Below are 25,764 nucleotides of genomic sequence, written 5' to 3'. Positions count from 1 at the left end.
GCACGGGCCGTTCTGCTCGGACGAGGAGGTGGAGAAGGTGGTGGCGCACCTCAAGCGCCAGGGGCGGCCGCAGTATCTGGAGGCGGTCACGGCCGAGGAGGACGAGGGCGCTGCTTCAGCCGACACGCCGGTGTTCGACCAGGGCGAGTTCGGGGCACCCGGAGGCGACCTGTACGACCAGGCGGTGGCGGTGGTGCTGCGGGACAAGAAGGCATCCACATCCTACATCCAGCGCCGGCTGCAGATCGGCTACAACCGGGCGGCCTCGCTCATGGAGCGCATGGAGCAGGAGGGCATCGTCGGACCAGCAAACCACGCCGGTAAACGCGAAATCCTGCTTGAACCTCATGGGGCAGGAGAGGATTAAATCCCGTACCTGGAACCTTGGCCGCGGCCCTGCGTCATTGTTGAGCCATGTGCGATGGCCAAGCCACAGTCATAATCGTTCCGGTCAGGAGATTCTTCGGATGCGTCCCCTCCCCCTCGTCACTTTGGTTACGGCCCTGTCCGCCTGCGCGGGCATCCTGCCGGCCATGGGGCAGACGCTGCCGATCGAGATGATCCTTCCGCCCGCGCGGCCTGCCGTCCACGGCTTCAGCCGCACGGCCGCGCCCCTGCCGACCGCCTCCTTCCATCATGCGGGATCCCCGCACCACGCGGCTCAGCCGGCCCGGCCGGTGATCCCCAGGCCTGCCAATGCGGAGCAGGTGCTCGCCGCGACGGCCCCTCTGCCGCCGAGCCGCCCGGTCATGGAGATGCCCGAGGCAGCCCCTGAGCCTATCGTGATCGCGCCAAAGCCCATCGTGACCGCCTCGGCGGTTCCGGTGGCCCTCAACCAGCCCCTGCCCAACAGCGTGGTGGTGGAGCGCGCCAACGCCTTCTTCACCAATCTGAACACCATGGTGGCGGACTTCACCCAGGTCGGCGGCGACGGGCGCCGGCAGGGCGGCACCCTCTATCTCCAGCGGCCCGGCAAGGTGCGGTTCGAGTACGATCCGCCGGCCACCCTCCAGGTGATCGCCGACGGCCGCTCGGTGGCGGTGCGCGACCGCAAGCTCGCGACGCAGGACCTCTATTCCATCTCGCAGACGCCCCTGAAATTCCTCCTGCGCGAGCGGGTCAATCTCGGCCAGGACATCAAGATCACCGGCATCACCAATGACGGCAATGCGGTGCGGATCAACCTGGAGGATTCCTCGACGCTGGGCGGCACCTCCCGGATCACGCTCTATTTCGACCCTCAGGTGGAGAGCATGAACCAGTGGCGCATCATCGACGCCCAGGGCTTCCAGACCATGGTGGTGCTCGACAAGGTCGAACGGGGCCGCCGGATCGACCAGGATCTGTTCAAGATCCAGTACGAGGCCGTCATCGGCGCGGGTAACAACCGGTAATCAACCGCTGCGAATTCGGGGACCCAGTGTCATTCCCGGCCGGAGATGGCGCAGCCATCGGAGGGGAAGGGAATCCATAGCGCCGCGCGTAAGACTGGATCCCCTTCCCGGTCCTTCGGACCGCCGGGGATGACACGAGCTGCTCTTCCCTCCCGCCCGAATCTGTCGTAGCCGGAAGGGATCTTCTCCCGAAGGGCCTCTCGCCGTGCAACTGACCGTCTCGACCTGGAACATCAATTCCGTTCGCCTGCGCATCGATCAGGTGGGCCGCTTCCTCAAGGAGCGCCGCCCGGACATCCTGTGCCTGCAGGAGACCAAGTGCCCGAACGACAAGCTGCCCCTGAAGGACCTGCAGGCCTTCGGCTATCCCTTCGTGGTCCATATGGGCCAGAAGGGCTACAACGGCGTGGCGATCTTGTCCCGCTATCCATTTGCCGAGACCAGCGTGATGGAGATGTGCGGCCGCCAGGATGCCCGCCACATCACCGTGACCTTGAGCCGCGAGGCCAAGGCCGCGGCGGGGCTCACGATCCATAACTTCTACGTCCCGGCCGGCGGCGACATTCCGGATCCCGAGATCAACGAGAAATTCAAGCACAAGCTCGACTTCATGGCTGAGATGCGCTCCTGGGGCAGCAAAGAGAAGCCGGCTGCGGGACCGGCGATCCTTGTCGGCGACCTCAACGTGGCGCCTCTCGAACACGATGTGTGGAGCCACAAGCAGTTGCTCGACGTGGTGAGCCACACCCCGGTGGAGACCGAGATGTTCGAGGAGCTGCGCCAGGAGGCGGAGTGGATCGACGCGATGCGCGTTCTGCGGCCCGAGCCCGAAAAGATCTATTCCTGGTGGAGCTACCGCTCGCCGGACTGGGCCGCCGCCGACAAGGGCCGGCGGCTCGACCACATCTGGCTGTCGAAGGGTCTGAAGGACACCCTTCGCACCGTCGACGTCACCCGCGACACCCGCGGCTGGGAGCGTCCCTCGGATCATGCGCCGGTGACGGCGGTGCTGGAGCTGTAGGCAGCGCGTCCAACCTTCACACTCTCGGCGGATTCTGCTCATGTATGGCATTGGAATTGTCGGTCTCGGCACGATGGGCCGGCGACTTGCGGACAGCATCGGGGCGAATCCCGCCTTCACGATCGTGGCAGCCTACGATCCGGCGGCAACGGACGCCGTGATCCCGATGGCCGGCAGCGTCGCCGAACTGGTCGGCAACCCTGCTGTCGGCTGCGTCTACGTGGCGACGCCTCCACTCACGCACGAGGGGATCGTCAGGGCTGTGGCGAATGCGGGCAAGGCGCTCCTGTGCGAGAAGCCGCTCGCGGCATCGCCGGAATCGGCCCGGGCCTGCGTCGATGCGGTTGCGCGGGCAGGCATTCCGGCGGCCGTCAACTTTCCCTTCGCCACTGCTCCGGCTGCCGTCCGCTTGAAGGAACTGGTCGACACCGGGGCTCTCGGTGACAACCTGTCGGCCCATCTGACCCTGCGCTTCCGGCAATGGCCCAGGGAGTGGCAGCAGGGCGCCGCCTCATGGCTCGCCGGCCCCGAGCAGGGCGGCTTCACCCGGGAAGTGGTTTCCCACTTCGCCTTCCTTGCCCTGCGCCTGTTCGGCCCGGGGCGCCTCACGGAATGCACGGTCGAGCGCGGCCCCATGGGCACGGAAACCCGGGTCCATGCCGTGCTCCGGTTCGCGTCAGCCACCATGACCATCGATGCCGCCGTGGACGGCGACCAGGACGAGTTCAACCGGTTCGAGGTGAAGGGCTCCCGCAGCTCGGCCGTCATGAGCGAGTGGTACCGCCTGACCCACGAGAGCGGCGACATTGCACCCGTTCGGGCCGATGCCCGGCAGATCGCGGAGCTGGCCCTGCTTCTGGACGGCCGCCCCAACCGGCTCGCGACCTTCGAGGAAGCAGCCCAGGTCGTATCGCTCATCGAAGAGATTCTGAGATCGTAGGGTCTCGCACGCCTCGTCCTCGGTGAGTGAGCTTCCGGCATCCGGATGGCTGCGGCCTGCGCGATCTCCACCAGCAGCGAGCGGGTCGAGGTTCGGAATCACGCAACGATAATAGAAGGTTCGCTGCCGCCTTTGACGGGTTGTTAACCGCCGTTTGCGAAACAGGCTGCACAACTTTCCCTAAGGTAAATAGCCGTGCAGTTCCTCGCCAACCGGAAACTCTCCCATCTCACAACCGCCGCCATGGTGGCCTTCGTCGTGATGACCGCCGCCGCCCTCTTCGCGGTCGTGTCCCTTCAGACCCGCTCGGATGTTCAGACCAAGGCGCTGGCGCAGCTGCAATCCAATGTGCGGACCTTTGTCGGCATCCTGCGCGGCTCCATCGACAGCCTGACCGTCAAGAAGGACGGCACGGGCGCGATCACCGGCATCACGGTGAATGACGATGCGGTGTTCTACAGCGACGAGCTCGCCGACCGGATCGCCGAGGCGACACAGGCGCCGGCGACCCTGTTCGTCAAGGACAAGGCTACCGGAGACTTCATCCGCCGGGCCACCAACATGCGCAACCCCGACGGAACACGCGCGGTCGGCACGGCCATGGACCGCAAGGGCGTGGTATTCCCGATCGTCTCGGCCGGCGGCACCTATGTGGGCCAGGCCAAGATTCTGGGCGGCGACTACCTCCTGGTGAACCTGCCCGTCTTCGGCCAGAGCGGACAGGTGCTCGGCGTTCTCGGCAGCGGGTTCCAGGTCACCGCGCTCGAAGCTTCGGCGAACAGCCTCATGTGGCAGATGGGGATGGTCTCTCTGGCAACCGTCCTCGTGCTGACCCTGGCGGCGATCGTCTCCGGCCGGATGCTGTTCCGGCCGATTCCGAAGCTCGCCGCGGCCATGAACGGCCTGGCCCATGGCGACACGTCCGTGACGGTTCCCTACCTCGCCTCGAAGAACGAGATCGGCGCGATGGCCCGCGCGGTGGAGATCTTCCGCGAGAACACGGTCGAACGTCAGCGGCTCGCGGACGAGCAGGCCGCCGAGAGCGATGCCAAGATGCAGCGCGCCCTGAAGCTGGACGGCCTGACCCGCCAGTTCGAGGCCAATGTGTCGGCCCTGACGCAGGGGCTCGCCACCGCCGCATCGCAGATGGAGGCCACCGCCCAGACCATGACGGCCACGGCCGAGCGGACCAACCAGCAATCCGTCAGCGTGGCGGCCGCGGCCGAGCAGACCTCGGGCAGCGTGCAGACGGTGGCAGCCGCCACCGAGGAGATGTCGATCTCGATCCGCGAGATCGCCCGGCAGGTCACCCAGTCGTCGCAGATCTCGTTCGAGGCCGTCGAGAGCGCCAAGCGCACCAACGGCATCGTGCAGGCTCTCTCCAGCGGCGCCGAGCGCATCGGCGACGTGGTGACGCTGATCAACAATCTGGCAGCGCAAACCAACCTGCTGGCGCTCAACGCCACCATCGAGGCGGCCCGCGCCGGCGAGGCCGGCAAGGGCTTCGCGGTCGTGGCCTCCGAGGTGAAGAACCTGGCCACCCAGACCGCCAAGGCCACGGAGGAGATCGGCTCGCAGATCGCCCAGATCCAGGGCGCCACGCAGGAGGCGGTGGATGCCATTCATGGCATCCAGACCGTCATCGATCAGATCTCCAACATCTCCACCGGCATCGCCGCCGCCATGGAGGAGCAGGGCGCAACGACGAGCGAAATCTCCCGCAGCGTCCAGGAGGCCGCCCGCGGCACTAGCCAGGTGACCGGGAGCATCGACAGCGTGAAGGAAGGTGCAGGCGAGACGGGCGCTGCGGCGGTTCAGGTGCTGGACGCGGCGCAGGAGCTTGCCCGCTATGCCGAGAACCTCTCCCGCGAGGTCGATGTCTTCCTGTCCGACGTCAAGGCGGCGTGAGGGGGTAAACCCCTCACTTGCCCTCCTGCGGGACGGCCGGATCGTCGTCGCCGTCGATGGCCAGAAGCTGCTGGCGCACGCGCTCCAGGCCTTCCGTGAGGCGGGTCAGTTCGTCCGCCATGGCGTCGTGGATCGCGGCGGCCGCGTCCGGGAATTCCTCCAGAACCCGGCGCATGAGGCTCGGCGTCACGCGGATGATGGCGGAGGGCTCCTGCGCGGTGGCGGTGGCGCGGCGCTCGATGCGGGCGAACAGGGCGGCCTGCCCGATCAGCGCCCCGGTGCCGGCCACGAAGGCCGCCGGCGAGCCATCCTCGGCGGCGTCGAGCGCGATGGATCCGCGGGTCACCACATAGCCGCCGTCGGACCGGTCGCCTTTCTTGAACAGCACATCGCCTTCGCGGTACGTGCGGCTCTCCGACGCGAAGGCGACGAGGCGCAGGGCATCCTTCTCCAGCAGGTTGAACAGCGGAGCCTGGCTTAAGGTCGCAATGTCGTCTTCGAGCGCCATGGGTGTTCTAAGGGATCAGCTTGTAGCCGCCCGGCTCCGTCACCAGGATGCTGGCGTTCGACGGATCGGTCTCGATTTTCTGGCGCAGCCGGTAGATATGCGTTTCCAGCGTGTGGGTGGTGACGTTGGAATTGTAGCCCCACACCTCGGTGAGCAGGGTGTCGCGCCCGACCACGGCCTGGCCGGCACGATAGAGATAGCGCAGGATCGCCGTCTCCTTTTCCGTCAGCTTGAGCTTCGAGCCCTTCTCGGTGGTGAGCATCTTGGAGCCCGGGCGGAAGATGTAGGGCCCAATCTGGAACACCGCGTCCTCGCTCGCCTCGTACTGGCGCAGCTGCGCCCGGATGCGGGCGAGCAGCACGGCGAACTTGAAGGGCTTGACCACGTAGTCGTTGGCGCCAGCCTCCAGGCCCATCACGGTATCGGTTTCCGACCCTTGCGCGGTGAGCATGATGATCGGGCTGCGGAAGCCGTTCTGGCGCATGACCTTGACGGCCTCGCGCCCATCCATGTCGGGCAGGCCCACGTCCATGATGGCGAGATCGATCCGGTCGCCCTTCACGGCTTCGATGGCGCCGGTGGCCGTCTCCGCGATGGTGACCTGGAACTCGTCATGGAATCCGAGCTGTTCGGCTAGGGTGTCGCGCAGATCCTGATCGTCATCGACGACGAGGAGGCGGCTGGCATTCGACATCTGAAACCCTTCACACGATGAACTGCGTAGTGGCTGGAGCGACCTTCGAAAGCGAAGAAACCCTCAACCCTCAAGCCGGTTCGTTCGCCCCTTGTCGCCGTTCATGATCCGGATCGAATATCGCCGCCTGGCCTGATATGCCGGCGCGAGCCTTGAGCTTCGGATCATGTTCGACGCATAAGAGTAGTCATTCCCAGCTTGACAACAAGGGGTGCCCAAGGCCCTTCCACTGCCGATGAAACAGTCTCGCGTCAATGTTATCCGTGTTTTCCGCTCCCCGCTCGACCACCGGCGCGGGCGCCTGCAGGCGGGCAACCTCGTGATTCCGTGTGCGCTCGGCCGCTCCGGCACGAGCCATGCGAAGCGCGAGGGCGACGGCGCTTCGCCCGTGGGGCGCTTCCGGATCCTTCAGGCCTTCTACCGCGCCGACCACGGGCCCCGCCCCCGAACCGGCCTGCCCTTGAGAGCGATCAGCCCCAATGACGGCTGGTCCGACGACGTGCGAGACCGCCGCTACAACCGCCTCGTCCCCCTGCCCTGCCCGACAAGCCATGAAAGGATGTGGCGGGACGATCACCTCTACGACGTGGTGCTCGACATCGCCTGGAACCGCGGCCCCACCATCAAGGGCCGCGGCAGCGCCATCTTCCTCCACCTCGCCCGCCCGGGCTTCCTGCCCACGGAGGGCTGCGTGGCCGTGGAGCGCCGCATGATCCGGCGGCTCCTGGAGCGGATCGGGCCGAACACACGGATCGAAATCCTAGGCTGACCGCATGATCCTGATCGCCACCTGTTCCGAATATCCGCACCCGACGCCGAACCTCGAAGCCATGGTGAGCGCCTTGAGGGCGCAGGGCATGGAAGCGGACTATCTGCCCTGGAAGACGACCGCGCTGGAGACCTTCATTGGTACGGACGCGGTGCTGCCCCTGTGCTGCTGGGATTATTATGACGATCCTGGGCGCTTCCTCGCCTGGATCGATGCGCTGGAAGCGAAAGGCGCAAGGCTGCTCAACCCGCCCGAGCTGCTGCGTTGGAATTTTCGCAAGACCTATCTGCTGGAGCTAGCCGCGGCAGGGTTGGCCGTGCCGAAGACCTTCCACCTGCCGGACGCCAGCCGTGAGATGATCGCGCAGCACATGGAGGCGGAAGGCTGATCCGTGGCCGTGGCGAAACCGGTCTCGAGCCAGAGCGGGCACGGTGTCCGGAAGATCGATTGGTCGAATATGGATCAGTGGCCCACGGGCGAAATGCTGCTGCAGGAATATCAACGCGATATCGGCGCGCTCGGCGAGACCACCATGACCTTCATCGAAGGCGCGTTCTCCCACGCGGTGCGCCGTGTGCTCAGACCCGGAGAATGGCGGGCGAATGCGCAATACGGCACCACCTATGAACGCGTGGAGGTGAGCCGGGATGTGATCGACACGGCGCAGGCCTACGTCGATTTCCTGCCGCAGGCGCCGCTTTACGCCCGCGTCGACGGCCTCGTGCGGGGGGACAGTTTCATGCTGATGGAGCTGGAGCTGATCGATCCGTATCTCTATCTCGAGTTTGCCCCCGGCAGCGCGGATGTAATGGCCCGGGCTGTGCTTCAGAGGCTTGGGTAACCGCCCGCCGTCATGCCCGGCCTTGTGCCGGGCATGACGTGGTGAACCGGGCAGGATCCGTTACCCCTGCATCGTCTCATAAAACTCTTCCGGCCCGTCGATCTCCCGCAGCCTGCCCTTGTCGATGAGCAGGAAGCGGGTGCCGATGGCAGTCACGAAGCTGCGGTCGTGGGAGACCACGATGCAGGTGGCTTCCGCATCGAGGATCTCGGCCTCCAGCTGCTCGCGGCCCGGAATGTCCACGTGGTTGGTGGGCTCGTCCATCAGATAAAAATTCGGCTCGGAGAGGCGCAGCGCCAGGAGCCCGAGCCGCGCCTTCTGGCCCGGCGACAGCCTGGCGATCGGCAGCCCCTGCCGCTCTATGGAAAAGCCCGCCTCCGCCAGAACCGCGCGGCTGCGCTGATCGCCCAGCCGAAACCGCGACAGGATGAAGTCGTGCGCCGTCGCTTTATCGGGCAGCTGGCGCATGTCCTGGTCCACGTAGCCCAGCGCAAGGCTCGGGCTCACCCGGATGCCGGGCAAGCCGTCGGGCTCGTTCATCGCCCGGTGCAGCAGGCGAATGGCTTGCGACTTGCCGGCCCCGTTGCGGCCCAGCACCACGATGCGGTCGCCCTGCGCCACCTCGAGCTTGGGGACCGTAAAGAGCCTGCGCCCGTCCGGCGCCTCGACCGTCACGTTCTCCAGCGCCACCAGCACCCGCGCATGGGTGCCGCGATTGCCGAGCCGGATCTCGCCGGGCCGTTCCCTGTGCAGGGAGCGTGCCGTTTGCTCCAAAGCATCAGCCCGGCGCTTGATCTGCGCTGATTTGATCTGCGCCGCATCGCTGCCGCTGTTGATCCCCACGTTGCGGAGTTCTTGCGCGCTCTGGCGCAGGCGCTTCACCTCGCGCAGGGTCTTCTCCCGCTGCGCCTGGGCTGACGCATCGTGCGCCTCCAGCAGATCGCGGGCGCGCCGGTAGGGATGCGCAAAGGAGATGGATTCCTCCGGTCTCAAGAAAAGCGTCTTGCTGGTGCAGGCATCGAGGAAATCGCGGTCGTGGCTCGCCACCACGATGGGGGCTGTATAGCCCGCCGTCTTGATCCATGATTCGAGCTTGAACAGCTTCTCGAGGTCGAGGTGGTTCGTGGGCTCGTCCAGCAGCAGGATGTCGGGCTCGGTGATCCAGGCGCGGGCGATGAGCGCCAGCCGCTGCCATCCGCCGCTGAGCGCCCGCATGGGCAGGGTGCGCAGATCGGCCGGCGTGTCGAATTCGTCGAGCACCATGTCGACGCGCCATCCCTGGCTCTCCCGCTCGTCCGTGGGGAGCGCCCGGTATAGGGCATCGTGGAAGGACAGGTCGAGGAGATTGGCCGGCACGTCCTGTTCCACGAGGGCCACGCGCAGGCCCCGCGAGCGTACGATATCCCCGTGCGTTGGCTCGATCAGGCCCGCGAGGCATTTCAGGAGAGTGGATTTGCCCGCACCATTGGCCGCCACGAGACCGAGGCGGTCGCCCTCGCCGATGACGAGGTTCAGGTTCTGGAACAGGGGCGTGTGGGCAACGACGCCGACATTGCGAAGGCTTAAGGAAGACATGGGGTGAATCTCTGGTGCAGCGCGCTCAGGCCAAAGGCCTCAAGGAGCGCGAAAAATCGTGAACGTGTCAGACGCGTCGGATCCTTGCGGAGCCTGGGCGCGAAAAGCCGTTCAGAGCTGACCAGAATGAGATGAGGACGGTTGAGAGACCGTCAGATCCGTTCGATGGCCGGCCCTGCAACAACCTGCTGCAGGGCGTGCCCAGGGCCGAACGTGCGTTGATGCATCGCTTCAATCATGCAGCCCTCCCTGGTTCGAACGTGGATCGATTTCTCAAACTTAACCGGAATGGGCCGCGGATGCAACGGCGCCAGCTCCTAGCTCCGGCCTCCGCTTGATGTAATCAACGAAGGCGCGCAGGGGTGCAGGCATGTGACGGCGGCTGGGATAGTAGAGGAAAGGTCCCGAGAAAGGCTGCAGCCAATCCTCCAGCACCGGCTCCAGGGCACCGCTCTTCAACTCGCTTTCCAGAAATCCTGCGAAGGTGGCGATCAGTCCGAGGCCCTGGATCGCGGCGGCGATCTCCAGGTCGATGTTGTTGGCGATCACCCGAGCCGTGGGACCGATTTTCACGATCTCGCCGTCGCGCTCGAATTCCCAGGGGTGCATCACACCGCTGGTGAAGCGGTGGCGGATGCAGACATGGGTGAGCAGATCCTTCGGATGTTCGGGCCGCCCGTGCGCATCGAGATAGGCGGGTGAAGCGGCAACCATGAATCGCTGCACCCTGGGGCCGATGGGCACGGCGATCATGTCCTTTTCCAGCCGCTCGTCGTAGCGGATTCCCGCATCGAAGCCCGCCGCCAGCACGTCGACGAAGGTGTCGTCGGTCGCCACCTCCAGACTGATGCCGGGATGAGCGGCCAGGAACGGGCCGATGATGGACGGAAGCACCAGGCGAGCCACGGCGGTCGGTACGTTGAGGCGCAGGGTCCCGGTCGGCGAGTCGCGAAAATCGTTCACGGCCTCAAGTGCGGCAGACACCTCGCCGAGCGCCGGGGCGAGACGCTCCAGCAGCCGTTGACCTGCTTCCGTGGGCGTGACGCTGCGGGTGGTGCGGTTGAGCAGGCGGACCCCAAGCCGCGCTTCGAGGCGACGCAGCGCCTCGCTCAAGGACGAGGCCGAGACCCCGCGCAGACGCGCGACGCTCCGGAAAGAGCGGGCGCGGGCTACCGCCGCAAAGGCATCAAGATCCGCCAGATCCACATCGGTCATTGTTCGAAAATCCAAACAGGCTGTTCCGGTTATGACGGATTATCGCACGAGCGGGAAGCGGCCATGATCCGTTCATGCCAGCCCACAGAGCTGGCCCGATATTTGAGGAGATCACACCATGCGACAGCGTCGTCTCGGACAAACCGGCCTTTCCGTCTCAGCCCTCGGCCTCGGCTGCATGGGCATGTCGGGCATGTACGGCCCGGCTGACAGGCAGGAGAGCATCGCGACCATCCATGCGGCTCTGGAGGCCGGCATCACCCTGCTCGATACAGGCGATTTCTATGGCATGGGCCACAACGAGATGCTGATCGGCGAGGCATTGCAGGGGCGGCGCCGCGATCAGGCGCTCATCAGCGTGAAGTTCGGCGCCATGCGCGAACCAAGTGGCGCTTGGCTTGGCTACGATGCGCGGCCTCAGGCGGTGAAGAGCTTCCTGGCCTATACCCTGCAGCGTTTGCGCGTCGATTATATCGACATCTATCGCCCGGCCCGGCTCGATCCGAACGTGCCGATCGAGGAGACCATCGGGGCCATCGCCGACATGGTGAAGGCAGGCCACGTGCGCCATATCGGCCTGTCCGAGGTCGGTCCCGATACCATCCGCCGCGCCGCCGCCGTGCATCCCATCTGCGACCTGCAGATCGAGTATTCCCTCATCTCGCGCGGTATCGAGGACAGCATCCTGCCCGTCTGCCGCGAACTCGGCATCGGCATCACGGCCTATGGCGTACTCTCCCGCGGCCTGATCAGTGGCCACTGGCAGGGCGAGAGCATCGGTCCCGGCGATTTCCGCACCCACAGCCCGCGCTTCCAAGAGGGCAACGTCGAGAAGAATCTCCAGCTGGTGGAGGCGCTTCGCCGGTTGGCAGAGGCCAAAGGCGTGAGTGTAGCCCAGATCGCCATCGCCTGGGTAGCGGCACAGGGCGCGGACATCGTCCCCCTCATCGGCGCCCGCCGCCGCGACCGGCTCGCCGAGGCCCTCGGCGCTCTCGATGTGACGCTGACGAGAGAAGATCTTGCCGTCATCGAGCGGGTCGTCCCGAAGGGAGCCGCCGCCGGCGAGCGCTATCCCGCCGCCCAGATGGCGATGCTGGACAGTGAGAGGGTTTGATCCGTGTCCCTCCACGTCGTCACCGGCCTCGCGTCGGTGATCTCGATGCGAAGGGCGCTGTGCTTCACAGGATCGGGATGGCCGGCACAAGACCGGCCATGACGTAGAGGGCAAAGCCCGACTGCCATGTGAAGGCGCCGACCAACAGCCTTACTGAGCCGGCCGCGGTCTCGCCCCGAAGATCGCGCTGCCCACCCGCACATGGGTGGCGCCCAGCTGGATCGCCGCATCGAAGTCGGCGCTCATGCCCATGGAGAGCACCTTCAAGCCATGCCGCCCGGCGATGGTGTTGAGGAGGGCGAAGTGCGGCGACGGCGGGTCCTCGGCCGGCGGGATGCACATGAGGCCTTCGATCGTGAGGCCGTACTTGCTGCGGCAGGCATCGAGGAAGGCGTCGATCTCGGTGGGGATGACCCCGCCCTTCTGCGGCTCCTCGCCGGTGTTCACCTGCACCAGCAGGCGCGGTGTCTTGCCTTGCCGGACGATTTCCTTGGCCAGCGCCTCCGCGAGCGACGGGCGGTCGAGGGTGTGGATCACGTCGAAGAGCTCCACGGCCTCCCTGGCCTTGTTGGACTGGAGCGGGCCGATCATGTGCAGCTCCACGTCCGCGTAGCGCTCGCGCAAAGCGGGCCACTTGGCCTTCGCCTCCTGCACGTAGTTCTCGCCGAACACCCGCTGCCCCGCGGCGAGCACCGGCTCGATGACCTCGGCTGGAAAGATTTTTGAAACAGCCACGAGGGTGATGGAGGCAGGGTCACGGTCGTAATCGGAGGCGGAGCGCCGGATGCTTTCCTGCACCTGCTTCAGGCCATCGACTGCGTCGTTCTCGCTCATGGGATCCTCTCGAGATCATCTCGCACACGCGAAACCGTTGACCGCGCCGGAGAGCTGTGTCCTAGTCCGCCGCAACGTGGCGGCGCAAGCCGCTTGAATCTCTAAACGACGGATGATCTGAGAAAAATGAGGCCCGAGCGCTACAACGCCAAGGAAGCCGAGCTGAAATGGCGGAAGGTCTGGAACGACCGCGACCTGTTCAAGACCAGCAACGACGACCCGCGTCCGAAATACTACGTGCTCGAGATGTTCCCCTATCCGTCGGGGCGCATCCACATGGGCCACGTGCGCAACTACACCATGGGCGACGTGGTGGCGCGCTACAAGCGGGCCAGAGGCTTCAACGTGCTCCACCCGATGGGCTGGGACGCCTTCGGCATGCCGGCCGAGAACGCCGCCATGCAGAACAAGGTCCACCCGAAGGAATGGACCTACGCGAACATCGCCACCATGCGCGCCCAGCTGCAGAGCATGGGTCTGGCCATCGACTGGAGCCGCGAGATCGCCACCTGCGACCCGAGCTACTATCGCCACCAACAGCGCATGTTCCTGGACTTTCTGGAGGCCGGCCTCGTCGACCGCAAGACGGCCAAGGTGAACTGGGACCCGGTGGATCACACGGTGCTCGCCAACGAGCAGGTGATCGACGGGCGCGGCTGGCGCTCGGGCGCCCTGGTCGAGCAGCGCGAGCTGACCCAGTGGTTCCTGAAGATCACCGATTTCGCCCAGGATCTGGACGATCGGCTCGATACCCTGGACCGCTGGCCCGAGAAGGTGCGCCTGATGCAGCGCAACTGGATCGGCCGCTCCGAAGGCCTGCTGGTGCGCTTCGCCCTGAAGCCGGAGACCGTGCCGAACGGCGAGACTGAGCTGCAGATCTACACCACGCGCCCGGACACCCTGTTCGGCGCCAAGTTCATGGCGGTTGCGCCCGATCATCCGCTGGCGAAGGCCGCAGCCGACAAGAACCCGGAGCTTGCCGCCTTCATCGAGGAGTGCAAGCGCGTCGGCACGGCCCAGGAGGCCATCGACAAGGCGGAGAAGCTGGGCTTCGACACCGGCATCCGCGCCGAGCATCCGTTCGACCCGAACTGGACCCTGCCGGTCTATGTGGCGAACTTCATCCTGATGGAATACGGCACCGGGGCCATCTTCGGCTGCCCGGCGCACGACCAGCGCGACCTGGACTTCGTCAACAAGTACGGCCTGGGCAACACGCCGGTGGTGTGCCCGCCGGATGTGGACCCGGCCGCCTTCGTGGTCACGGACGTGGCCTATGACGGCGAAGGCCGGATGATCAATTCCCGCTTCCTCGATGGCATGACCATCGCGGAGGCGAAAGAAGAGGTCGCCCGCCGGCTGGAAGCCGAGACCCGCGGCAACCGTTCTGTGGCTGAGCGCAAGGTGAACTTCCGCCTGCGCGACTGGGGCATCTCGCGCCAGCGCTACTGGGGCTGCCCGATTCCGATCATCCATTGCGATGCCTGCGGTGTCGTTCCGGTGCCGAAGGATCAGCTGCCCGTGGTGCTGCCGGAGGACGTGTCCTTCGACGTGCCGGGCAACCCGCTCGACCGTCACGCGACCTGGAAGCACGTGGACTGCCCGCAATGCGGCGCCAAGGCCCGGCGCGAGACGGACACCATGGACACCTTCGTGGATTCGTCCTGGTACTTCGCCCGCTTCACCGATCCGACCCTGACGGAGCAACCGACGGATCGCGCGACCGTGGATTCCTGGCTGCCGGTCGATCAGTATATCGGCGGCATCGAGCACGCGATCCTGCACCTGCTCTATTCGCGCTTCTTCACCCGCGCGATGAAGAAGACGGGCCATGCCGGCTTGGATGAGCCGTTCGCCGGCCTGTTCACCCAGGGCATGGTGGTGCACGAAACCTACAAGGACCAGAGCGGCGCCTGGGTGCTGCCCTCCGACGTGCGCTTCGAGAGCGACGGCAACACGCGAAAAGCCTTCCATGTAGAGACCGGCGCTCCCATCGAGATCGGCTCCATTGAGAAGATGTCGAAGTCGAAGAAGAATACCGTCGATCCGGACGAGATCATCGCATCCTACGGCGCCGACACGGCCCGCTGGTTCATGCTGTCCGACTCGCCGCCGGAGCGCGACGTGATCTGGACCGAGGAGGGCGTGCAGGGTGCAGGCCGCTTCATCCAGCGCGTGTGGCGCCTGATCGGCGAGATCGCGGACCGGATGGCAGGCTCCAATGGCGCTTCGGCCGAGGGTCCGATTGCGCTCGCCGTGCGCAAGGCTGCCCACAGGGCGCTCGCCGCCGTCGAGGAGGATGTGGAGCGCCTGCGCTTCAACCGCTGCGTCGCCCATCTCTACGAGCTGGCCAATTCCCTGCAGGATCTGGCGAACCAGGCCAAGAGCGCCAACGAGCCGGGCGTGGCCGCGGCTTTTGCCGAAGCCGGGCGCATCTTCGTGCAGCTGCTCGCCCCCATGATGCCTCACCTGGCAGAGGAATGCTGGGAGGGCTTAGGTCAATCCGGCCTCGTGGCCGACGCCCCGTGGCCGCAGGTGGAGCGCGCGTTGCTGGTCGAGGACACGGTGACCCTGCCGGTGCAGGTCAACGGCAAGAAGCGTGCCGACGTGACGGTTGCCCGCGACGCGGATCAGGCTACAGTCGAGGCGGCCGTGCTTGCTCTCGAGGCCGTGCAGAAGGCCATGGAAGGCAAGCCTGCCCGCAAGATTATCGTCGTTCCCCAGAGGATCGTGAATGTCGTCGCTTAACCTGAAGGGCCTTGCCCACGTCGCTCTTGTGGCAGGCCTCTCCCTAGGCTTGTCCGCCTGCTTCCGGCCTCTTCACGGCCCAACGGCCTCGGGGCAGACGCTCCAGACGGAGCTTGCCTCCATCGATGTGCCGGAGGTGGAATGGCCGCCTCAGCTGGCCAATGCGGGACATTACCTGCGCAGCGAGCTGATCTATGCGCTGAACGGCTCGGGATCGGCTATCCCTAAGCGCTACAACCTGCGTCTCGCCTTCACGAAATCGCAGACAAGCCCGGTTGTCGACACGCAGTACGGCACGGCAAGCTCCGTGATCGTCGGCGGAACGTTGACCTATACGCTGACAACCCTCGACGGAGCCACGGTGATCACCCAGGGCACGGCCACCTCCACGGCGAGCTTCGACCGCTTCCCGCAGCGTTTCGCCAATATCCGTGCGGCGCGCGATGCCGAGATCAGGCTGTCCAAGGATCTGGCCGACCAGGTGAGAACCCGGCTGTCGGCGGTGCTCGCCACCCGAACCTGACATCATGGTGGCCGTCAAAGCAGGCGACGTGGAAGGAGCGCTGCGACGCCCCGATCCGCGCATCGGCCTGTTCCTGTTCTACGGGCCCGACATGGGCCTCATCAACGAGCGCGCCCGGATGGTAGCCGAGCGCTCCGTGGACGATGCCTCCGACCCGTTCCAGATGATCCGCATCGACGGCGACGACATCGCGGCCGATCCCGGACGGCTGGCGGACGAGGCCGGCACCATGGGGTTGTTCGGGGGCAAGCGCGCCATCTGGGTGAAATCCACCTCGCGCAACATAGCGCCGGCCGTGGACGCCGTCTTGAAGGGCGAGCTGCAGGATACGGTGATCGTCATCGAGGGCGGCGACCTGCAGAAATCGTCACCGCTGCGCACCCTCTGCGAGCGCTCGCAGAAGGCGCTTGCCCTGCCCTGCTATGCGGACGAGGCCAGAAATCTCGGCGCGGTGGTGGACGAGACCCTGAAGGCCGGCGGCTTTTCGATCCAGCGCGACGCCCGCACCGCCTTGATCGCAAGCCTCGGCAGCGACCGCCTCGCCACCCGGGGAGAGCTCAACAAGCTCATGCTCTATGCCCATGGCCAGCGGGAGATCACGCTCGCCGACGTGGACGCCATCATGAGCGACGTGTCGAGTCTCGCGATGGATGCGGTGATCGACGCCGCTTTTGCCGGCGAAGGCACGGGCCTCGAGACCGGCTCCCGGCGTCTTGCGGCCGAGGGTGTGAATGCGGGCGTACTGCTTGGTGCTGCGCTCCGCCATGCCCTGATGCTGCTGACGGCCCGGATCTCCGTCGAGGAAGGCCGCCCCATCCCGGCGGTCATGGAGACCATGCGCAGCCTGCATTTCCGGCGAAAACCGCTGGTCGAGCGTCACCTCCAGCGCTGGACCGGCGACAGCCTGAAAAACGCCATCTCCCTGCTGCAAGCCAACCTGCTCCAGACCCGCCGCATGGCCGCTCTCGACGACACCATCGCGGCCAAGACCCTGCTCGATATTGCAAGGGCGGCAAGGCGGTAGAGTTACGCTGAGAACCGGAAATCCCGGATTGTCATTCCCAGTCGGAGCGCAGCGGAGAGGAAGGGAATCCCCCCGAAGCTTCAGCGCTATGGACACCCTTCCGGTCATGGCCGGGCTCGTCCCGGCCATCTCGTTTTGAAGAGTGCCGCACCTCTCAAATCGAGATCACCGGCACAAGGCCGGTGATGACGTGAAGCTGCTTGATCAGGCTCTCTACGGATTCAACCGGCGGCACAGCCCGTCGAGCTGGTCCAAGGTCTTGTACTTGATGCGTAATTCGCCGCCCTGGCCCTTGTGATCGATGCTGACCGTGAGGCCGAGCACGTCCTGCAGGGCCTTCTCGAGCGCGCGGGTGTCGGGGTCCTTCTCCGCCGGGCCAGGCTTGCCGGCTTTCGCCGCCGCCTTCGATGAGGCGCCTGTATCGCCCTGAGCGATCTCCTCCACCTGGCGCACGCTCATGCCCTCGTCGATGACGCGCTTGGCCACCTGGACCGGGTCGGTCACGGAGAGCAGGGCGCGGCCGTGGCCGGCCGTGAGCTTGCGGTCGATCAGCAGCTTGCGCACCGGAGCCGGCAGCTCGGTGAGGCGCAGCATGTTGGCGATGTGGCTGCGGCTCTTGCCGATGATCTTCGACAGGTTTTCCTGCGTGTAGGAGAACTCGGCCATCAGGCGCGAGTAGCCCTCCGCCTCCTCGATGGGGTTGAGATCGGCGCGCTGGACGTTCTCGAGGATGGCATATTCGAGCGAAGTCTTATCGTCGATATGGACGACCACCACCGGCACCCGATGCAGGCCGGCCTTCTGGGCTGCGCGCCAGCGGCGTTCACCGGCGACGATCTCGTATTGGTCGGTGCTGTTCGTGATCGGTCGCACGACGATGGGCTGGATGATGCCGCGATCCTTGATCGACTGGGTCAGCTCACTCAGGTCCGTGTCGTCGAAGACCTTGCGCGGGTTGCGCGGGTTCGCACGCAGGAACTCGACGGGCACGGATTTCGGCACAAAACCCTTGCGCTCGAGATTGCCCATCTCCTCGCCCACTTCGCCGATGAGGGCGGCCAGTCCACGGCCCAGCGATTTCATCTCTTTAGCCATTGCGGTCTCTCAAACTCTCAGGCAGCGCGCAGCGCGCGTTCGCGCTGGATGACTTCGGAGGCCAGCCGCAGATAGGCCTGCGAGCCGGCGCATTTCAGATCGTAGAGCAGAACCGGCTTGCCGTGGGACGGCGCCTCGGACACGCGCACGTTACGCGGGATCATGGTCTCATAGACCTTGGAACCCATGAACTGGCGCACATCGGCCACGACTTGGCCCGACAGGTTGTTGCGCGGGTCGAACATGGTCAGCACGACACCGTGGATCGTGAGCTCCGGGTTGAGGGCGGAACGGACCTGCTCGACCGTCTTGAGCAGCTGGCTGAGGCCTTCCAAAGCAAAAAATTCGCATTGAAGCGGCACCAGAACCGCGTCAGCAGCGGTCAAGGCGTTGATAGTCAGAAGATTCAGCGATGGCGGGCAGTCGATCAAAATATAGGTAAAAGGTTCACTTACCTCGGAGCCCGAAAGTTCCTGAATCGCCGAGCGGAGGCGATGGGCGCGGTTCCGCTCGTTGGCGATCTCCAGCTCGATCCCGAGGAGGTCGAGAGTCGAGGGCGCGACCGACAGTCCGGGCACCACCGTCTCGGTGATGCTCTCCTCCAGGGAAGCTTCGCCGGCGAGCACGTGGTAGGTCGAGGTCTGCCGGTTCTTGCGGTCGATGCCGAGACCCGTCGAGGCGTTGCCCTGCGGGTCGAGATCGACGATCAGCACCCTCTCGCCGATGGCGGCCAGTGCCGTGCCGAGGTTGATCGCCGTCGTAGTCTTGCCGACGCCGCCTTTCTGGTTGGCGAGCACGAGAACGCGCGGCTTCACCCCACGCGCGCCTGCTTCGGGTCCGTTGCGGTCGGTCATCATGAATGGCTCTCGATGGAGGTTATGCGAAGAATCCTGGCGCTGGAATCGGTCGCGCTCGGCAGGGTCTCCGCTTCGAATGTCCACTTTTTCCGGGCCTCGGTCAATTCGATCTCAGCGTCGCGGCCCTTTGGGAAGAGGCCGATTGTCCCCGCTTTCAACATGGGCGCGGTCCAATCCAGCAGCTGGACAAGCGATGCCAGAGCCCGGGCCGAGACCACATCGACCTTGGCCACGAAGCCCGGAATGACGGTTTCCAGTCGCGCCTCATGGATCGTCGTGGCCGAGCCGGTCAGTCGGACGATGTGCCGGAGGAAGGCGCATTTGCGCGAATTGCTCTCAACGAGATGGACTTTCAGCCCCCTCTCCGCCCCCGCAATAGCGAGGACCAAGCCCGGAAAACCAGCTCCGGATCCGAGGTCGAGCCACGTCTTCGCCTCAGGCGCGAGCTCGAGAAGCTGGAGCGAGTCGACGATATGCCGCTCCCAGATCTGATCGAGCGTCGCCGGCCCGACGAGGTTCTTGATGGCCTGCCAGCGGCGGAGCTCCCGCTCCAGCAGCTCAAGCTTCTCGAATGTTTCACGTGAAACATTGAGCCCCGATGCCGTGATGTCCGACGTCATGCCTGCACCGAAGCGGTCGAGCGGGAGGACTGGCCCGGCGCCTTGCGGGCATGAGCAGCCAGCAATGTCAGGGCCGCAGGCGTGATACCCTCGATCCGGGCAGCTTGGCCGATGGTCCTTGGACGCACCAGATCGAGCTTGGCCTTGATCTCATTCGAGAGACCCGGCAGCCGCTGAAAGTCGATGCTTTCCTCCAGAACCACACTCTCGTCCCGTCGGTAGGCCGCGATATCCGCCTGTTGCCGGTCGAGATACACTGCGTAGGTGGCGTCCGTCTCCAGCCGCTCGCGCACAGGGGTGCTGACCGCAGCAAGATCCGGCCAGATCCGCAGCAGGTCCGACCAGCCGATATTGGGGTAGGAGAGAAGCTGATAAGCCGAGCGGCGGATGCCGTCCTGGTTCAGCTCCAGCCCGTGGCGGGCTGCTTCCTGGGGAGTAACGGCGAGGGTCTGAAGCCGCAGCCGCGCTTCCCGGATCTCACTCTGAGAGCGCCGGAAATGTGCCTCGCGCTCTGTTCCGACGCAGCCGATCTCCAGGCCCCTTCCGGTCAGGCGCTCGTCCACATTGTCGATGCGCAGGCTCAGCCGGTACTCGGAGCGCGACGTGAACATGCGGTAGGGCTCGCTCACGCCCCGGGTGATCAGATCATCGACAAGCACGCCGATGTAGGACTCGGCCCGGTCGAACACGATGCCGTCCTGACCGCAGGCACGACGGGCTGCATTGAGGCCGGCGACCAGCCCCTGAGCGGCCGCCTCTTCATAGCCGGTGGTGCCATTGATCTGACCGGCCAGGAACAGCCCCTGCAAGGCCTTGGTCTCGAGCCCGGCGGTCAGGTTGCGCGGATCCACATAGTCGTACTCGATGGCATAGGCCGGCTGGAGCATGCGCACCCTCTCCAGGCCGGGAATATGCTTGAGGAATTCGATCTGCACATCCTCCGGCAGGGAGGTGGAGATCCCATTGGGATAGACGGTGCTGTCATCCAGACCCTCCGGCTCAAGGAAGATCTGGTGCCCGTCCCGGTCGCCGAAACGCACCACCTTGTCCTCGATGGACGGGCAGTAGCGCGGTCCGGTGCCCTGGATCTCTCCCGAATACATGGCCGAGCGTTGCAGGTTGCTCCGGATAATGTCGTGCACCTTGGCCGTGGTGCGGGTGACACCGCATTCGATCTGCGGATTGGTGATGCAGGTGGTGAGAAGCGAAAACGGCACCGGCTCGTCGTCGGCCGCCTGCTTGTCGACGCCGGCCCAGTCGATGGTGCGACCGTCGAGGCGGGGCGGGGTGCCAGTTTTCAGGCGTCCGAGGGTGAAGCCGAGCCGGGCAAAGGTCTTGGGCAGGCCCAGGGACGGGCGCTCGCCCAACCGGCCGGCCGGGATCTTCTTCTCGCCGATATGGATCAGGCCCGACAGGAATGTGCCGGTGGTGATGACCACGGCACCGGCTGCAAGCTGCCGCCCATCCGTGAGCAGAAGACCGGCGATGCGGTCCTCCTGCACGACAAGGTCGTCGGCCTCGCCCTCGACGATGGAGAGGTTCTCCGTGTTCAGCAGTTCCGCCTGCATGGCGCGGGCGTAGAGCTTACGGTCGGCCTGGGTGCGGGGTCCGCGCACGGCCGGACCCTTGCGGCGGTTGAGGAGCCGGAACTGGATGCCGGCCCGGTCGGCGATGCGGCCCATGACCCCGTCGAGAGCATCGATCTCGCGCACCAAGTGGCCCTTGCCGAGGCCTCCGATGGCCGGGTTGCAGGACATAGCGCCGACGGTCGAGAGCTTATGCGTGACCAAGGCCGTGCGCGCGCCCAGGCGCGCGGCAGCCGCAGCCGCCTCGGCTCCAGCATGGCCGCCGCCCACGACAATCACATCGAACGAAGAACTCATGACGCTTTCCATAAGAGGGGTCTACGCAGCGACGAACCGGAGGTCAAAAGGGCAAAATGTTTCACGTGAAACATTTTGGGCGATCCCCATCTCCGCACAGCCGTTCCACAGGCTATCCAGAGCGAACTCAGCACCGTTCCACCGATTCGTGAACAGGCGAAATCCGGACTCGCACAGATTCGCCGAATGGTTATCGGAGCGGCGCGCGGGCCGGTCTATTTGCCGATGCAGAAGCTGGAGAACAGCCTGTCGAGCATGTCCTCCACGTCCACCCGGCCCGTAATCTCGCCGATGGCGCGGGTGACGAGCCTGGCCTCTTCCGCTGCAAGCTCCAGGGGTCCCTGGCTCTCCAGCATGGCCCTTGCCCGCGCCAGACCTTCATGGGCACGGCCTAAAGCATTTCGATGGCGCTCGCGGGTGATCACCGCATCCCCCTGCCCCATCAGGCTCGCGGCTTCAGCCTCCAGGCGGGCGATCAGGTCCGGCAGCCCCTCGCCGGTTGCAGCCGCGATCATCACGTCGCAATCCTGCCTGGACGGCTGCAGGTCCGCCTTCGTCCCGACCTTCAGCAGGCGCCGCGCAGAGGGAGGCGCACTCTCCTCCCCGTCCGGCGGCACGAGCCAGAGGACGAGGTCCGCATCCTGCGCGCGTGCCAGGGCGCGGGAGACCCCCTCCTGCTCGATCAGATCGGCACTCTCCCGCAGGCCCGCCGTGTCGACGATGATCACCGGCAGGCCGCCGAGGTCGCAATGAACCTCGATCACGTCGCGGGTGGTGCCGGCGATCGGCGACACGATGGCGACATCCCGCTGGGCTAGAGCATTGAGGAGGGTCGATTTGCCGGCATTGGGTGGGCCGGCAAGCACCACCGTGAGACCCTCCCGCAGCCGCTCTCCGCTGCGGTTGGCCAATGCCCGACCGATCTCCCCCTGAACCCGGTCGATCATCCGGAGAATGTCGGCCTCCAGATCCTCCGGCACGTCGCCTTCGTCGGAAAAGTCGAGGCTCGCCTCGAGCAGCGCCAGAACCTGCAGGATGCTCTCGCGCCATTCCTCGGCGGCATTGCCGAGGCGTCCGCCAAGCTGGAGTATCGCCTGCCGACGCTGAGCCTCGGTCTCGGCATCGATGATATCGGCAAGCCCCTCCACCCGGGAGAGGTCCATCCGCCCATTGAGAAAGGCCCGGCGGGTGAACTCCCCGGCTTCGGCCGGGCGGCAGTTCTCGATGGAGGAGAGCGCCCGCAGCACGGCAGAGCGCGTGGCAAGCCCGCCGTGGATGTGCAGCTCCGCCTGGTCCTCGCCCGTGAAGCTCCCGGGTCCAGGCATCCAGAGCACGAGGGCCTGGTCGAGGGGATCGCCGGTCCTGGGGTCTCGCAAGGTCCGCACCACGGCCCGGCGAGGCTCCGGCGAACCGCCCGTCATCCGCTCCAGCAGGTGACGGCTTGCCGGTCCGCTGATCCGGATCAGGCACACGGCGGACCGGCCGTGGCCGGAGGCGATGGCGAAGATCGTGTCGTCAGACCGCATGCGCGTGAACCTCGTGAGGAGAACAGGACTTAACCCTGGCGAAGCCCTAAATCAAAGGCGCCCCGGATCGGTTCAGATCCGGATCGATCATCCCCGCCGAATTACCCCGAAGTCAGGAGCAGGACCCATGAACCGCCTCAAGGACGCCTCGTCCCCTTATCTCCTGCAGCATCGGGACAATCCTGCTCATTGGTGGGAATGGGGTCCCGAGGCCCTGGCCGAGGCCAAGCGGCAGAACAAACCGATCCTGATCTCCATCGGCTATGCCGCCTGCCACTGGTGCCACGTGATGGCGCACGAGAGCTTCGAGGACGCCGACACCGCAGCGGTCATGAACGACCTCTTCGTGAACATCAAGGTCGACCGGGAGGAGCGGCCCGATGTGGACCATGTCTATATGAGCGCCCTGCATCTTCTCGGCGAGCCCGGAGGCTGGCCGCTGACCATGTTCCTGACGCCGGACGGCGAGCCGTTCTGGGGCGGCACCTATTTCCCCAAGGAGCCGCGCTTCGGCCGACCGGGCTTCACCCAGGTTCTGCGCGAGATCAGCCGCCTCTACCATGCCGAGCCCGAGCGGGTTCTCAAGAACCGCGACGCCATCAAGCACCAGCTCGCCAAGGTGGAGGCGGGCGACGGCGGCGTTCTGGGGCTCGCGGATCTCGACCGGATGGCCTTGCGCCTGACGGAGCTGATCGACACGGAGCATGGCGGGCTCCAGGGCGCGCCGAAATTTCCCAACCCGCCGATCCTCGAATATCTCCTGCGCTACGCCCGGAGAGCCAGTGACGGCGCGGCGCGGCATCGCTTCCTCCTGACCCTGGAGCGGATGGCGCTCGGCGGCATCCAGGATCATCTCGGCGGCGGCTTTGCCCGCTATTCCGTCGACGAGCGCTGGCTCGTGCCGCATTTCGAGAAGATGCTCTACGACAACGCGCAGCTCCTGGAGCTCTATGCCTTGGGCTTTGCGGAGACGGGCCGCCCCCTCTTCCGGCAGGCGGCCGAGGGCATCGTCGCCTGGCTTGAGCGGGAGATGACCACGCCGGAAGGCGCCTTCGCGTCCAGCCTCGACGCCGACTCGGAAGGCGAGGAAGGCCGCTTCTATGTCTGGAGCCTGGCCGAGATCCGCGAGGTGCTCGGCGAGGAGGACGCTGCCTTTTTCGCCAAGGTCTACGACATCACCGCAGCGGGCAACTTCGAAGGCCACAACATCCCGAACCGGCTCATCTCCGGCGAGGCGCCCGATCCCGTGGAACAGCGGCTCTCCGTCATGCGGGCGAAGCTCCTGGAGCGACGGGCCTCTCGGGTGCGGCCCGGCCTCGACGACAAGGTGCTGGCGGACTGGAACGGGCTGATGATCGGCGCGCTGGTGCGGGCCGCTCCCCTCCTCGGCCGGCCCTACTGGATAGCGCTGGCGAGCCGAGCCTATCGTTTCGTGTCGGACGCGATGAGCCGGGACGGGCAACTCGGCCATTCCTGGCGCGGCGGATCCCTGATCTTCCCGGGCTTCGCCCTCGACCATGCCGCCATGATGCGGGCGGCGCTCGCGCTCCATGAGGCGACCTCGGACGCGTCCTATCTGCGGGATGCGCAGACCTGGCGGGACATCCTGCTGACGGAGTTCATGGTGGAGGAGACCGGCTGCCTCGCCATGACGGCGAAAGGCGCAGACCCCCTCGTCGTCCGTCCCCAGCCGGTTCATGACGAGGCGGTGCCGAACGCCAACGGCGTCTTCGCCGAGGCCCTGGTCAGGCTGGCGCAGATCACCGAAGCCTCCGACGACATCAAGCGCGCCGCCGACACCCTGGACCGGCTCATCGGCGTCGCCCGCACCTCGCCCCTCGGCCACACCTCGATCCTCAATGCCCTCGACCTGCACCTGAGGGGCCTGAGCATCGTCGTCACGGGAAACAATGCGCAATCGCTCTACGAGACGGCCCTGCAAGTCCCCTACCCCGACCGCAGCGTTCGCCTCCTGCGCGCGGGCGAAGCCCTAGACGACAACCATCCGGCCAAAGCCCTGGCCGCTTCAGGCGCGAACGCCCAGGCGCTCGTCTGCGCCGGCCAGCGCTGCTCGTTCCCAGTGACGGATGCGGAGGGGCTGAACGCGCGGGTGCGGGAGATGCTGGCTACGGAGCCCGGCAGTCCGGTATAGAATCCCGCCTCAGCAATCCGGCTCCGGTTTGGTCCCTTCCCGCTTGAGATGGGTCAGCGGGAGAGCCGCGTCGGATTTCACCCGGGTGAGCGCGAAGTTGGACCGGATGTCGCCGATCATCGGCAGGGTCAGGAGCTTCTCCGTGAGCAGCCGCTCATAGGCCTTCAGGTTCGGCACCACGATCTCGGCCATGAAGTCTGCGGTGCCGGAGACCATGTGGCAGGCCACCACCTCGGGCATACATGAGAGCGCCTCCTGCAGGCCCTGGGCGTTGTCGCGGGAATGCTTTTCGACCTTGATCTCGACGAAGACCGTGAGCCCCAAGCCCACCGATTCCCGGTCGAGCACGGCCCGGTAGGTGCGGATGAAACCGTCGCGCTCCAGGCGGCGGACACGGCGCAGGCAGGGTGAGGGCGAGAGGCCGACCTGATCGGCGAGTTCCTGGTTGGTGAGGCGACCATCCGCCTGAAGGGCATGCAGAATCCGCAGATCGATGCCGTCGAGATCGATATAGGGCATGGGC

Annotated in this window: 24 protein-coding genes; 13 read left to right on the top strand and 11 right to left on the bottom strand. The window is 65.8% G+C overall.

Features of this window, described 5'->3' with window-relative positions; translation table 11 throughout:
- The 5 genes from MA07_RS09105 to MA07_RS09085 form a co-directional block, all read left to right on the top strand.
- A partial coding sequence (locus MA07_RS09105; RefSeq protein WP_036349645.1) for a DNA translocase FtsK occupies positions 1–367 on the top strand: 367 nt, incomplete at its 5' end.
- A 100-nt stretch (positions 368–467) separates the two neighbouring features.
- A complete protein-coding gene (locus tag MA07_RS09100; RefSeq protein WP_052002981.1) occupies positions 468–1,394 on the top strand; it encodes an outer-membrane lipoprotein carrier protein LolA in 927 nt (308 codons plus the stop codon).
- A gap of 205 nt (positions 1,395–1,599) precedes the next feature.
- Positions 1,600–2,415, top strand: coding sequence for an exodeoxyribonuclease III (gene xth, locus MA07_RS09095; protein ID WP_036349643.1), 816 nt, complete (start codon positions 1,600–1,602; stop codon positions 2,413–2,415).
- 40 nt (positions 2,416–2,455) lie between these two features.
- Positions 2,456–3,355 carry a Gfo/Idh/MocA family oxidoreductase gene (locus MA07_RS09090; protein ID WP_036349640.1) on the top strand — a complete coding sequence of 300 codons (900 nt, stop codon included), beginning with the start codon at positions 2,456–2,458 and terminating at the stop codon, positions 3,353–3,355.
- Between the two features lie 195 nt (positions 3,356–3,550).
- A complete protein-coding gene (locus MA07_RS09085; protein ID WP_052002980.1) occupies positions 3,551–5,263 on the top strand; it encodes a methyl-accepting chemotaxis protein in 1,713 nt (570 codons plus the stop codon).
- A 13-nt stretch (positions 5,264–5,276) separates the two neighbouring features.
- Here the strand turns inward: MA07_RS09085 and MA07_RS09080 are convergent, their stop codons facing one another.
- Both MA07_RS09080 and MA07_RS09075 read right to left on the bottom strand, forming a co-directional pair.
- Positions 5,277–5,771 carry a Crp/Fnr family transcriptional regulator gene (locus MA07_RS09080; RefSeq protein WP_036349638.1) on the bottom strand — a complete coding sequence of 165 codons (495 nt, stop codon included), beginning with the start codon at positions 5,769–5,771 and terminating at the stop codon, positions 5,277–5,279.
- 7 nt (positions 5,772–5,778) lie between these two features.
- Positions 5,779–6,465: a response regulator transcription factor gene (locus tag MA07_RS09075; RefSeq protein WP_036349635.1), complete on the bottom strand. Its 687-nt coding sequence runs from the start codon at positions 6,463–6,465 to the stop codon at positions 5,779–5,781.
- A 235-nt stretch (positions 6,466–6,700) separates the two neighbouring features.
- Between MA07_RS09075 and MA07_RS09070 the strand changes: the two genes are divergently transcribed.
- The 3 genes from MA07_RS09070 to MA07_RS27650 are packed head-to-tail and all read left to right on the top strand — an operon-like array spanning position 6,701 to position 8,075.
- On the top strand, positions 6,701–7,234 hold the full coding sequence (locus tag MA07_RS09070) for a L,D-transpeptidase family protein (RefSeq protein ID WP_036349632.1): 534 nt from the start codon (positions 6,701–6,703) through the stop codon (positions 7,232–7,234).
- Positions 7,235–7,238: 4 nt separating this feature from the next.
- The gene (locus MA07_RS27655; protein ID WP_052002979.1) at positions 7,239–7,622 is read left to right on the top strand and encodes a hypothetical protein; all 384 of its coding nucleotides are present in this window, start codon (positions 7,239–7,241) and stop codon (positions 7,620–7,622) included.
- A 9-nt stretch (positions 7,623–7,631) separates the two neighbouring features.
- Positions 7,632–8,075, top strand: coding sequence for a hypothetical protein (locus MA07_RS27650; RefSeq protein ID WP_160195409.1), 444 nt, complete (start codon positions 7,632–7,634; stop codon positions 8,073–8,075).
- Between the two features lie 60 nt (positions 8,076–8,135).
- Here MA07_RS27650 and MA07_RS09060 read toward each other — a convergent pair whose 3' ends face one another.
- Together MA07_RS09060 and MA07_RS09055 are read right to left on the bottom strand one after the other, a co-directional pair.
- Complete coding sequence (locus MA07_RS09060) at positions 8,136–9,650, bottom strand: ABC-F family ATP-binding cassette domain-containing protein (protein ID WP_036349629.1); 1,515 nt, start codon at positions 9,648–9,650, stop codon at positions 8,136–8,138.
- Between the two features lie 279 nt (positions 9,651–9,929).
- Complete coding sequence (locus MA07_RS09055; RefSeq protein ID WP_036349626.1) at positions 9,930–10,865, bottom strand: LysR family transcriptional regulator; 936 nt, start codon at positions 10,863–10,865, stop codon at positions 9,930–9,932.
- A gap of 118 nt (positions 10,866–10,983) precedes the next feature.
- On the opposite strand from MA07_RS09055, the gene MA07_RS09050 reads away from it, so the two are divergent.
- Entirely contained in the window at positions 10,984–11,979 is a 996-nt protein-coding gene (locus tag MA07_RS09050) for an aldo/keto reductase (RefSeq protein ID WP_036349623.1), read from the top strand.
- A gap of 150 nt (positions 11,980–12,129) precedes the next feature.
- Here the strand turns inward: MA07_RS09050 and MA07_RS09045 are convergent, their stop codons facing one another.
- Positions 12,130–12,813: a YggS family pyridoxal phosphate-dependent enzyme gene (locus tag MA07_RS09045; RefSeq protein ID WP_036349620.1), complete on the bottom strand. Its 684-nt coding sequence runs from the start codon at positions 12,811–12,813 to the stop codon at positions 12,130–12,132.
- Between the two features lie 126 nt (positions 12,814–12,939).
- On the opposite strand from MA07_RS09045, the gene leuS reads away from it, so the two are divergent.
- From leuS to holA, 3 genes are read left to right on the top strand one after another with little or no spacing between them, the layout of a single operon-like run.
- Positions 12,940–15,561 carry a leucine--tRNA ligase gene (gene leuS, locus MA07_RS09040; RefSeq protein WP_036349618.1) on the top strand — a complete coding sequence of 874 codons (2,622 nt, stop codon included), beginning with the start codon at positions 12,940–12,942 and terminating at the stop codon, positions 15,559–15,561.
- Positions 15,548–16,084: an LPS assembly lipoprotein LptE gene (gene lptE, locus MA07_RS09035; protein ID WP_036349615.1), complete on the top strand. Its 537-nt coding sequence runs from the start codon at positions 15,548–15,550 to the stop codon at positions 16,082–16,084. The genes leuS and lptE overlap by 14 nt, the downstream gene beginning before the upstream one ends.
- Positions 16,085–16,088: 4 nt before the next feature.
- Positions 16,089–17,108: a DNA polymerase III subunit delta gene (gene holA / locus MA07_RS09030; RefSeq protein WP_036349612.1), complete on the top strand. Its 1,020-nt coding sequence runs from the start codon at positions 16,089–16,091 to the stop codon at positions 17,106–17,108.
- Positions 17,109–17,321: 213 nt separating this feature from the next.
- Here the strand turns inward: holA and MA07_RS09025 are convergent, their stop codons facing one another.
- The 5 genes from MA07_RS09025 to mnmE form a co-directional block, all read right to left on the bottom strand.
- On the bottom strand, positions 17,322–18,203 hold the full coding sequence (locus tag MA07_RS09025) for a ParB/RepB/Spo0J family partition protein (protein WP_036349610.1): 882 nt from the start codon (positions 18,201–18,203) through the stop codon (positions 17,322–17,324).
- A 17-nt stretch (positions 18,204–18,220) separates the two neighbouring features.
- On the bottom strand, positions 18,221–19,060 hold the full coding sequence (locus MA07_RS09020; RefSeq protein ID WP_152568791.1) for a ParA family protein: 840 nt from the start codon (positions 19,058–19,060) through the stop codon (positions 18,221–18,223).
- Entirely contained in the window at positions 19,057–19,680 is a 624-nt protein-coding gene (gene rsmG, locus MA07_RS09015) for a 16S rRNA (guanine(527)-N(7))-methyltransferase RsmG (RefSeq protein ID WP_036349606.1), read from the bottom strand. The genes MA07_RS09020 and rsmG overlap by 4 nt, the downstream gene beginning before the upstream one ends.
- Positions 19,677–21,563 carry a tRNA uridine-5-carboxymethylaminomethyl(34) synthesis enzyme MnmG gene (gene mnmG, locus MA07_RS09010; protein WP_244445202.1) on the bottom strand — a complete coding sequence of 629 codons (1,887 nt, stop codon included), beginning with the start codon at positions 21,561–21,563 and terminating at the stop codon, positions 19,677–19,679. Before mnmG ends, rsmG begins: the two co-directional genes overlap by 4 nt.
- Positions 21,564–21,778: 215 nt before the next feature.
- Positions 21,779–23,089, bottom strand: coding sequence for a tRNA uridine-5-carboxymethylaminomethyl(34) synthesis GTPase MnmE (gene mnmE, locus MA07_RS09005; protein ID WP_036349601.1), 1,311 nt, complete (start codon positions 23,087–23,089; stop codon positions 21,779–21,781).
- A gap of 127 nt (positions 23,090–23,216) precedes the next feature.
- Between mnmE and MA07_RS09000 the strand changes: the two genes are divergently transcribed.
- Entirely contained in the window at positions 23,217–25,241 is a 2,025-nt protein-coding gene (locus MA07_RS09000) for a thioredoxin domain-containing protein (RefSeq protein WP_036349599.1), read from the top strand.
- A gap of 9 nt (positions 25,242–25,250) precedes the next feature.
- Here the strand turns inward: MA07_RS09000 and MA07_RS08995 are convergent, their stop codons facing one another.
- The gene (locus tag MA07_RS08995) at positions 25,251–25,760 is read right to left on the bottom strand and encodes an Lrp/AsnC family transcriptional regulator (protein WP_036349596.1); all 510 of its coding nucleotides are present in this window, start codon (positions 25,758–25,760) and stop codon (positions 25,251–25,253) included.
- Between the last annotated feature and the right edge of the window lie 4 nt (positions 25,761–25,764).

It is taken from the genome of Microvirga sp. BSC39, from assembly GCF_000739015.1.
In the GTDB taxonomy this organism is placed as follows: Bacteria; Pseudomonadota; Alphaproteobacteria; order Rhizobiales; family Beijerinckiaceae; genus Microvirga.
The sequence above is the reverse complement of the archived record's forward strand: the minus strand, read 5'-3'. Positions and strand labels throughout refer to the sequence as shown.

Bases quoted from the DNA above. Each gene is read 5' to 3' on its own strand.
- mnmG (WP_244445202.1), bottom strand. From the start codon at position 21,563: ATGAGTTCTTCGTTCGATGTGATTGTCGTGGGCGGCGGCCATGCTGGA.
- MA07_RS09080 (WP_036349638.1), bottom strand. From the start codon at position 5,771: ATGGCGCTCGAAGACGACATTGCGACCTTAAGCCAGGCTCCGCTGTTC.
- MA07_RS09025 (WP_036349610.1), bottom strand. From the start codon at position 18,203: ATGGCTAAAGAGATGAAATCGCTGGGCCGTGGACTGGCCGCCCTCATC.
- mnmE (WP_036349601.1), bottom strand. From the start codon at position 23,089: ATGCGGTCTGACGACACGATCTTCGCCATCGCCTCCGGCCACGGCCGG.
- holA (WP_036349612.1), top strand. From the start codon at position 16,089: ATGGTGGCCGTCAAAGCAGGCGACGTGGAAGGAGCGCTGCGACGCCCC.
- MA07_RS09000 (WP_036349599.1), top strand. From the start codon at position 23,217: ATGAACCGCCTCAAGGACGCCTCGTCCCCTTATCTCCTGCAGCATCGG.
- MA07_RS09045 (WP_036349620.1), bottom strand. From the start codon at position 12,813: ATGAGCGAGAACGACGCAGTCGATGGCCTGAAGCAGGTGCAGGAAAGC.
- rsmG (WP_036349606.1), bottom strand. From the start codon at position 19,680: ATGACGTCGGACATCACGGCATCGGGGCTCAATGTTTCACGTGAAACA.
- MA07_RS09055 (WP_036349626.1), bottom strand. From the start codon at position 10,865: ATGACCGATGTGGATCTGGCGGATCTTGATGCCTTTGCGGCGGTAGCC.
- MA07_RS09060 (WP_036349629.1), bottom strand. From the start codon at position 9,650: ATGTCTTCCTTAAGCCTTCGCAATGTCGGCGTCGTTGCCCACACGCCC.
- MA07_RS09020 (WP_152568791.1), bottom strand. From the start codon at position 19,060: ATGATGACCGACCGCAACGGACCCGAAGCAGGCGCGCGTGGGGTGAAG.
- MA07_RS09070 (WP_036349632.1), top strand. From the start codon at position 6,701: ATGAAACAGTCTCGCGTCAATGTTATCCGTGTTTTCCGCTCCCCGCTC.
- MA07_RS09100 (WP_052002981.1), top strand. From the start codon at position 468: ATGCGTCCCCTCCCCCTCGTCACTTTGGTTACGGCCCTGTCCGCCTGC.
- MA07_RS09090 (WP_036349640.1), top strand. From the start codon at position 2,456: ATGTATGGCATTGGAATTGTCGGTCTCGGCACGATGGGCCGGCGACTT.
- lptE (WP_036349615.1), top strand. From the start codon at position 15,548: ATGTCGTCGCTTAACCTGAAGGGCCTTGCCCACGTCGCTCTTGTGGCA.
- MA07_RS09050 (WP_036349623.1), top strand. From the start codon at position 10,984: ATGCGACAGCGTCGTCTCGGACAAACCGGCCTTTCCGTCTCAGCCCTC.
- MA07_RS08995 (WP_036349596.1), bottom strand. From the start codon at position 25,760: ATGCCCTATATCGATCTCGACGGCATCGATCTGCGGATTCTGCATGCC.
- MA07_RS09075 (WP_036349635.1), bottom strand. From the start codon at position 6,465: ATGTCGAATGCCAGCCGCCTCCTCGTCGTCGATGACGATCAGGATCTG.
- leuS (WP_036349618.1), top strand. From the start codon at position 12,940: ATGAGGCCCGAGCGCTACAACGCCAAGGAAGCCGAGCTGAAATGGCGG.
- MA07_RS27655 (WP_052002979.1), top strand. From the start codon at position 7,239: ATGATCCTGATCGCCACCTGTTCCGAATATCCGCACCCGACGCCGAAC.